The organism is Desulfovibrio sp. (assembly GCF_041907885.1).
Classification (GTDB): domain Bacteria; phylum Desulfobacterota; class Desulfovibrionia; order Desulfovibrionales; family Desulfovibrionaceae; genus Desulfovibrio.
This window is the reverse complement of the sequence record NZ_JAYRGM010000038.1, coordinates 1-8,430: the sequence shown is the minus strand read 5'-3', so window position 1 is coordinate 8,430 and position 8,430 is coordinate 1. Positions and strand designations below refer to the sequence as shown.

At 58.9% G+C, this 8,430-nt stretch carries 8 protein-coding genes; 4 read left to right on the top strand and 4 right to left on the bottom strand.

The genetic code is table 11. The annotated features are described in order from the left end of the window. Window positions 1–325, bottom strand: a 325-nt coding sequence (locus tag ACE3NW_RS11945) for a hypothetical protein (RefSeq protein ID WP_374283697.1), incomplete at its 3' end; no start/stop codon positions are given. 147 nt (window positions 326–472) lie between these two features. After that, entirely contained in the window at window positions 473–2,389 is a 1,917-nt protein-coding gene (gene speA / locus ACE3NW_RS11940) for a biosynthetic arginine decarboxylase (RefSeq protein WP_374283695.1), read from the bottom strand. 282 nt (window positions 2,390–2,671) lie between these two features. On the opposite strand from speA, the gene ACE3NW_RS11935 reads away from it, so the two are divergent. Both ACE3NW_RS11935 and ACE3NW_RS11930 read left to right on the top strand, forming a co-directional pair. Beyond that, window positions 2,672–3,775 (top strand): efflux RND transporter periplasmic adaptor subunit, encoded by a 1,104-nt coding sequence (locus ACE3NW_RS11935; RefSeq protein ID WP_374283693.1) that lies wholly within the window; start codon window positions 2,672–2,674, stop codon window positions 3,773–3,775. Between the two features lie 147 nt (window positions 3,776–3,922). After that, window positions 3,923–4,252: a pseudouridine synthase gene (locus ACE3NW_RS11930; protein ID WP_374283691.1), complete on the top strand. Its 330-nt coding sequence runs from the start codon at window positions 3,923–3,925 to the stop codon at window positions 4,250–4,252. Window positions 4,253–4,373: 121 nt separating this feature from the next. Here the strand turns inward: ACE3NW_RS11930 and ACE3NW_RS11925 are convergent, their stop codons facing one another. Beyond that, the gene (locus tag ACE3NW_RS11925; protein WP_374283689.1) at window positions 4,374–5,180 is read right to left on the bottom strand and encodes an exodeoxyribonuclease III; all 807 of its coding nucleotides are present in this window, start codon (window positions 5,178–5,180) and stop codon (window positions 4,374–4,376) included. Between the two features lie 162 nt (window positions 5,181–5,342). On the opposite strand from ACE3NW_RS11925, the gene ACE3NW_RS11920 reads away from it, so the two are divergent. Both ACE3NW_RS11920 and hflX read left to right on the top strand, forming a co-directional pair. Then, entirely contained in the window at window positions 5,343–5,930 is a 588-nt protein-coding gene (locus ACE3NW_RS11920) for an IMP cyclohydrolase (protein WP_374283687.1), read from the top strand. A 52-nt stretch (window positions 5,931–5,982) separates the two neighbouring features. After that, window positions 5,983–7,710: a GTPase HflX gene (hflX, locus tag ACE3NW_RS11915; protein ID WP_374283685.1), complete on the top strand. Its 1,728-nt coding sequence runs from the start codon at window positions 5,983–5,985 to the stop codon at window positions 7,708–7,710. Between the two features lie 506 nt (window positions 7,711–8,216). Here the strand turns inward: hflX and ACE3NW_RS11910 are convergent. After that, window positions 8,217–8,430, bottom strand: a 214-nt coding sequence (locus ACE3NW_RS11910; RefSeq protein WP_374283683.1) for a hypothetical protein, incomplete at its 5' end; no start/stop codon positions are given.

Here is an 8,430-nt window from a genome sequence, read left to right as displayed (position 1 = left end):
ATTCAGGGCGGAAAAGTCGGGTTTGCGTAAATGCGGCTGACAGGCTCTCTCCAGGAGCAAAGAACAAAACCTCTTTGTCTTTTCCTGCCTCCCCGCCGCCAAATCTTGCCTGTCCGTTGCTTATGCCTTTCCTCTTCCCCTTCTTCTGCCTTTCTGCCTTTCGCGGCTCGTCATCAAAAGCTGGTCGTTGAGTTGCCTTCCTTAAACTCGCCGAAGCAAAGCGGAGGCGATGGCTGGTGTTGGACGAATTTGCAAAATACGCGTTTTTCGGCCTGAAAAGGAAGCGCCGGGATTTTGAGCGCAGCGTACTCAAGTACGTGAGCATCAAAATCCCGGCGCTGACGCATTCAGGGCGGAAAAGTCGGGTTTGCGTAAATGCGGCTGACAGGCTCTTGCCCCCATCAACGCAAAACCTCTCCCGATCCCCCTCCCCTACTGCCGAATCTCAATCAAACAGCAGCTACCCCGCAGCCTACCGTTCAAAATAGGTATACCCGCGGAGGCCGTCTTCAAAAACCTGCATAATGGCAAACCGGTCACTGGGCGAAATCCGCCCCTGCCTCACAGCCTGCTCTGCGGTACTGCGCAGATCTTCAAGAATGCGGCGCGGCTCATATTCCACATAGCTCAGAATATCAGCCACAGAATCACCCCTGATTTCGCGCACATACTCATAATTGCCGTCATCCCGCACGCGTATGGAAACCACGTTGGTGTCGCCCATAAGATTGTGCAGATCGCCCAGCGTTTCCTGATACGCACCCACCAGGAACACGCCAAGGTAGTATTCCTCGCCGTCACGCAGGGGATGCAGATCAAGGGTGGGCTTCATGCCCTGCGGATCAATAAAATGGTCAATACGGCCATCAGAGTCGCAGGTAATGTCAGAAATAATGCCCTGCCGCGAAGGAAATTCCTTAAGCCGATGCACGGGCATGACCGGGAACAGCTGGTCGATGGCCCACGAATCGGGCAGCGACTGGAACACGCTGAAGTTGCCGTAATAAATATCGGCAAGGCTCACGTCGATATCCGCAAGGTCGCGGGGTATCGTCTTGAGCCGCGTTTTTTCCTGGGCAATGCGCATGATGATGGCCCAGAAAAACCGCTCGGCCAGGGTGCGCTGACGCAGATTCACGCGCCCGGTGGAAAAAAGCTGGCGCATTTCATCGCGGTAGTAAATGGCGTCGTTGTAGCACTCCTGCAAGTTGCGCAGGGTGATGTTGGCAAGGGTTTCGCGCAGGTTCTGCACCGGCTCCGGCGTGCCTTCGGGCAGGGTGTCGGGCAGCTGCACTTCTTCCACCATGCTCACATCAAGCACGTTAAAGAGCAGCACGGAATAGTAGGCCACGGTAGCGCGGCCAGATTCCGTAATAATATGGGGGTGCGGGATCTTCTGCTCATCAAGAATGCTCATGATGGCTTCAACAATGTCGGCGCTGTATTCGTCGAGCGTATAGTTGCGCGACGAAACATAGTTGGTGTGCGAACCGTCATAGTCCACGGCCAGGCCGCCGCCAAGGTCAAGGTAGCCCATGGGCGCGCCTTCCTCCACCAGCCCCACATAAAGGCGTGCGCCTTCCATAACGCCGGTACGGATGTCGCGAATGTTGGAAACCTGCGAACCAAGGTGGTAGTGCAGCAGCTTGAAGCAATCGAGCATGTCGTTGGCCTTGAGCGTATCCACCACGTCCACGATCTGGGCGGGTGAAAGACCAAAGGTCGAGCGCTCGCCGCCAGAATCTGTCCAGTGCCCGCTGGCCTTGACAGCCAGTTTGGCGCGTACGCCGATATTGGGCCGCACGCCAAGCGCCTTGCTGCGTTCAAGCACCACTTCGAGCTCGCTGGGCATTTCAAGAACAAACAGCACGTTAAAGCCAAGGCGCAAAGCCTGAAGGCCAAGGTCGATGAATTCTTCGTCCTTGTAGCCGTTGCAGACAATGCAGGCCTCACGGTCGCGCATAAGCGACACGGCGGCGATAAGTTCGGCCTTGGAGCCAACCTCAAGCCCATGGTGATAGGTAGAACCAAACTGGGCTATTTTTTCCACCACCTGCTGTTGCTGGTTCACCTTGATGGGAAAAACACCCCGGTACGAGCCGGTGTAGTTCAGGCTTTTGATCGCCTTGCGGAACGATTCGTGGATATTGGCAATGCGTGAATCCAGAATATTCTCCACGCGCAACAGCACGGGCATGTCATAGCCGCGCTCTTTAAGCCCGGCGATAACCTCTGGTATCGAAACCTGCGGCCCCTTGGGCCCCTGCGGACAAATCACAACCTCGCCCGCATCCGACACGTCAAAATACCCGGCACCCCAATTACGGATGCCGTAAAGCTCGATGGAATCCTCCACCCGCCACTGCTGCAATGCGCGGTTTTTTGCCAATTCCTGCTCCTTAAGCGCCGCTGGCGCATATGTATGGTTGGTTCAGCCCAGAATACGGACCGATGATACTGCCGCCGTTCATAAAGCGGCTAGGGATGATCGTCTGAAAAATGCGGCGTAATTATGCCGTGACCGTGTCGAATGTCAATCGTTGCAAAAAAGGCGGCAAACGCAGATTGTTAGGTGCATGGCTAACTAATTTCTTGACGCGCCATACGCCTTGCTTCACCGTTTGAGGCGCGCATGGCGACTGCCAGCGATTGTTCCTATTGTGGGGGGCCCATGAAAGCATTCCAGATCCCGCTTGCGCGTATGCCGCTGCTGCTCATGTGGCTGCTGCTCTCTCTCGCGGGCTGCTCGCAGGACGACAGCAAAAAAAACACCCCGCCCCCGGCCCCCGTGCGGGTTGAAGCCGTGGCACGCGCCGATGTGCCGCGCCTGCTGCACGCCGTGGGCAATGTGCGGGCTTCTTCTTCTGTGGGCGTAAAACCCCGTGTTACCGGAGAGATACAGCAGATTCACTTTACCGAAGGGCAGGACGTGCGCGAGGGCGACCCGCTTATCACCATTGATCCGCGCCCCTTTGAGGCGACCCTGCGCGAAAAGAAGGGCCAGCTTGCCAAATCGCAGGCCCAGCTTGCCAAGGCCCTGGACGACATGAACCGCTACGGCAAGCTTGTGGGCAGCGGCTATGTGAGCCGCGATGCCTACGAAAAAACCGCCACCGATGCCGCAGCCCTGCGCGCCACGGTGCAGTCAGACAAAGCCAGTGTGGAAAGCGCCGCCCTTGATCTCAGCTACTGCACGGTGGTGGCCCCCATCAGCGGGCGCGTGGGCGCGCTCAGCGTGGACAAGGGCAACATGGTCAAGGCCGCAGATTCCACGGTTATTGTCAGCATCGACACGCTTTCGCCCATCTACGTGGGTTTTTCTGTGCCAGAGGCACACCTGCCTGTCATCATGGAGCAAATGGCACAGGACAGGGTATCGGTTTCGGCCACCCCTGCGGGCGGAAAACCCGAAACCGGACTGCTGACCCTTGTGGATAATACCGTAGACACCCGCACGGGCACAATCCGCCTGCGGGCCACCTTTGCCAATGCCCAGCGCCGCCTGTGGCCGGGGCAGTTTGTACAGGTCGAGCTGCCGCTCGGCGTTGCGGCCGGAGCGCTCACCGTACCCACCAGAGCAGTGCAGTCGGGCCGGGAAGAATCCTATGTCTATGTGGTGGACAAGGACAGCCGGGCCAGCTACCGCAAGGTTCGCCCCCTGTTTGAGCACGGCGACCGAACCGTGCTGGACGGCGAAATCGCCGAAGGCGACCGCATTGTGGTGGATGGCCAGGTGCGCCTTGCACCGGGGCTGCTCGTAAAAATAATGGATTAAACGGCATTGCCGCACAGCCACCACATTTTCGGCCTGGTTTTTGCATGATTTTGGGCATTACCAACAGGCGGTCAATTTTTCCACATGGCCGCCGCGCCATCCGCGCGAGAGCAATGACGCCACGCGTCAAGCCTGAGGAGATGCCCAATGGAACTGGAATTCCGTTTTCGCAATAATGATCTGGGGCCGGTTTTTCCCACATTTCAGGAAAGGGTCAACGCCATGCTGCCCGTAAACCGCGCCGAGAGTACCCCTGCGGCTCCGGCGGCTCCCGCCGATGAAGAGACGGGCACTTCTGCCGCGCCGGTTCTGGAACAGACCGTTCCCGGAACCCCGCACATGCTCAATTCTGAAGAAATGCGCCACGCACTTGCCCAGGTGGAGCAGGAAGCCGTGCAGCACAGTCAGGATCTCATTCAGGTACACACCGGCCTGAACGAACAGCGCGTTGCCCGCCTGCTCGGCCTGCTGGACTAAGACCCGGCACAGCAATTTTAACGCATACGGCAGCGTAAAAAAGCCCGCTTCTGGCCGGGGTGCTCATGCGTCACCCTCGGCCAGCGGCGGGCTTTTTCGTACCAGCTGTATTTACCCTGCCCTAAAACTCCAGGCACAGGCCCACGGGGCAGTGATCCGAGCCAAAGACGTCTTTTTCTATCCAGGCATCGCGCACCGCCGGCACAAGTTCCTGCGACACAAAAAAATAGTCGATACGCCAGCCCACGTTCTTTTCGCGGGCCCGGCTTTTGTACGACCACCACGAATAGTTGCCCTCGGCCTCGCCGTGAACATGGCGGAAGGTATCCACATAGCCCATGGCCGTAAAACGGTCCAGAAAGGCGCGTTCTTCGGGCAAAAACCCCGTATATTTTTCATTCTGCTTGGGCCGGGCCAGATCAATGGGCCGGTGCGCAATATTAAAATCGCCGCAAACCACAATGGGCTTGCTTTTGCGGCATTCTTCCGCATAGGCCAAAAAAGCCTCGAAAAATCCCATTTTGTACGGCACGCGCTTGAAACGGCCCGTGGGCTTGCCGTTGTCGTCCAGCTCTTCTGCGCCGCCGTTGGGAAAATAGCCGTTGAAAAAGTGAAACTGCGGGTATTCCAGATGCAGCAGACGCCCCTCGCCCTGAAATTCCGTCTGGGGCAGCTCTATGCTGGCATGCAGTGAAGGAACCTTGCTGAACACAGCCACACCAGAATAGCCCTTTTTCACCGTGCTCCACGACCAGTGCGATTCCCAGCCATCGGGCTCGCGCACATCGTCGCTCAACTGATCGGGGTGGGCCTTGGTTTCCTGCAGGGCCACAACCTGCGCGTCTGTTTGCGCAAACCACTGCCATTCGGGCTTGCCAGATACAGCGCGCAGACCATTGACATTCCATGAAACAAGCTTGAGCTGCATAGTTCCTCCTGCCGCAGCATAGCCGCAGCAAAGCGCCCAGGCAAGGGGCCGCAACCCTGACTTGACCGCAACGCATTGCCAAAACGGGCTTTTTGCGCTATAAAAAACATGGCGTAACTATGCCGCCAAACCCTATCCGGGACATTTTTCAAGGAGTCGCTTATGGATATTTTGCCCATTCGTCGCGCCATTTTGAGCGTTACGGACAAGAGCGGCCTTGTGGAGTTTGCCACGTTTCTTACCTCGCGGGGGGTAGAGCTCATCTCTACCGGCGGCACACAGAAGGCCCTTGAGGCGGCCGGTCTGCCCGTTACCGCAGTGAGCACCGTGACGGGATTCCCCGAAATTCTGGGTGGCCGGGTCAAAACCCTGCACCCCAAAATTCACGCGGGTATTCTTGCCAACAAGGACGAGCCCACTCACATGCAGACCCTGGCCGATAAGGGCATTCGCCCCTTTGACCTCGTTTGCGTCAACCTCTACGACTTTGCGGGTGCGGTGGAACGCCACCTTTCGCTTGAGCAGGCCGTGGAAGAAATTGACATCGGCGGCCCCTGCATGCTGCGTGCAGCTGCCAAAAACTTCCACAGCATCCTGGTGTTGCCCTCGCCGCAGTGGTACACCGCCGCCATGGAAGAAATGGAAAAAGACACCACCGTGGGTCTTGAATTCCGCCAGATCATGGCATCGCGCGCCTTTGAGGCCACCTCGCGCTACGATGCACTGATCACCTCGTATCTGCGGCCCTAGTCCGCTCATACCCCGCTGACCAAACCGTTCTGCACCCGCAGCCTGCATCCCCATGGGAAGCAGTGGCTGCGGGTGCTGTGCAACATTTCTATTTCCGCAGGAGCATCCCATCCCTAAACCAGAAGGCAACGTGCAGGGGCTCAAACCGAGCCAGCTTGCAGCACTCACGCGGTTGTTCAACCGCCGGTTTCCGGCGGCGGAAGTTTACACCGTTGATCAGGCGCGGGAGCTCTCTCTGCTTTCACGCGCGCTTGGTCGGCAGGTGGGCCTGCTCATCGACCGCAAGGGCCGAGTGCAAATGGTTATTGTGGGCGAAGCGGGCAGCATCATGATTCCCGAGCTGCCGCGTGGCCGCAGTGGGCAGGAACGCCTGCGCGGGCTGCGCTTGCTGCACACCCACCTGAATCCTGGCGGCATAAGCCAGGAAGACCTGATGGATATGCTCTTTTTGCGGCTGGATGCCGTGGTGGCCCTTACCGTCAACCCGGTGGGCGACCCCGTGCAGTGGCAGGCCGCGCATCTGCTGCCATCGCCTTCTGGCGGTCAGCCCTACCACCTCGACACCCCGCAACCCTGGGACCGCACGGAATCGCAGTTTGTCGCCACCGCTGAAGCGCTGGAAGAAGAACTGGCCCGCAAGGCAGAAGATGCCCGTGAAGCGGATGACACCCCCCGCGCCATGCTGGTTTCTGTAAGCACACAGCCACGCATCATACAGGAGCGGAATCTCGACGAACTGGCAGAACTGGCCCGTACCGCAGGCCTGACCGTGGCGGGCCGCATGGTGCAGCGCGTGGCGCAGATCAACCCGCGCCTCATCATGGGCAAGGGCAAGGTGGCCGAACTTGAAGTGCTGGCCCTGCAAGGCCGCGCGGGCATGATGATTTTTGACGGCGAGCTCTCGCCAGCCCAGCTGCATAATCTGGCCGACATCACCGAGCGCAAGGTCATTGACCGCACCCAGCTGATTCTCGATATTTTTGCACAGCATGCGGTGAGCCGCGCGGGCAAGCTACAGGTTGAGCTGGCCCAGCTGCGCTATACGCAGCCGCGCCTTGTGGGCAAAAACCGCGCCATGGATCGCCTGATGGGCGGCATTGGCGGGCGCGGCCCCGGCGAAACCAAGCTCGAAACCGACCGCCGCAAAATCCGCGAGCGCATGGCGCGCATTCGCAAGGAACTCGACCAGTTACGGCGGCAGCGCTCGTTTACCCGCGCGCGGCGTTCACGCCAGGGCATTCCGCTGGCCGCCCTTGTGGGCTACACCAACGCGGGCAAATCCACCCTGCTCAACACCCTCACCCGCTCCGAAGTGCTGGCAGAAAACAAGCTTTTCGCCACGCTCGACCCCACCACCCGGCGGCTGCGCTTTCCCGCAGAAAAAGAAATCATTCTGGCCGACACAGTGGGCTTTATCCGCAATCTGCCAAAGGAACTTTTTGACGCTTTTCGCGCCACACTTGAGGAGCTGGAAGCCGCAGACCTGTTGCTGCATGTGGCCGATGCCTCGCATCCCGACCTTTTGCAGCAGATCAGCGCGGTAGAAACGATTCTTGCCGAAATGGAACTCGACCGCATGCCCAGGCTCATGATTCTGAACAAGTGGGATCAGCTGGAAGCCCCGGCCCGCGCAGAACTGGCCGATGCCTTTCCGCATGCGCTGCCCATCTCTGCCAAAAAGGGCGATGGCTGCAAGGCTCTGCTTGAAGAGCTTGAGCTGTTGCTGCTGCGGCATCCGGCCAGCCTTGTGGCGACGGATACGCCGACAGTATTAAATTAGGGGGGAGCGCCTGCACGGCGGGGAATGGTAATTTGATTTTTGCCGCCCTGCGGGCGCGGGGTTTCGCCCTCCGGCGAAGTTTGGGACGCCTGCGCGGCGCGCGGGCTCTTTTAGCGTGGAGCAGTAGTTATCCTTTAATTTTTCTGCCCTGCGGGCACGGGGTTTCGCCCTCCGGCGAAGTTTGGGACGCCTGCGCGGCGCGCGGCAAGGTGGGGCCGGTTATGGGGCTGCGCCCCCTTCGCGGCCCCCCTTGCATCCCCCCCGAAGCACCCCCAAAGAAAGTTTTCAACTTCCGCAAAACGGCGAGGGCACGCGTCTTGCGCTGCGGGAGCTTCCCTCTCTCGCTCCGCTCGCTCAGGTGATCTCCCTCCGCGACGCGTAAATGCCATAGCACGCTTCCGCTTCGAATGGTATTCCGCTTCAGCCCAATCCCCACAAGATTGTTGACGTCAAGAACTTTTCTGTGCCCATCACAGCACCACCAAATGTTTACCGGCCTTCATCACTTACACGTAAAAACACTTTGTTTCATCCGTCCCGGTCTTCTGCCTTCGCCGCCCGCACCAAACCCCGACCTTTCGTTGCTCCTCTCCCTTTTCTTGTGCCTCTGCCTTTCGCCGCTCGTCATCAAAAGCGGGGCGTGGCGTCGCCTTCCTTAAACTCGCCGCAGCGAAGCGGAGGCGATGGCTGGTGTTGGACGAATTTGCAAAATACGCGTTT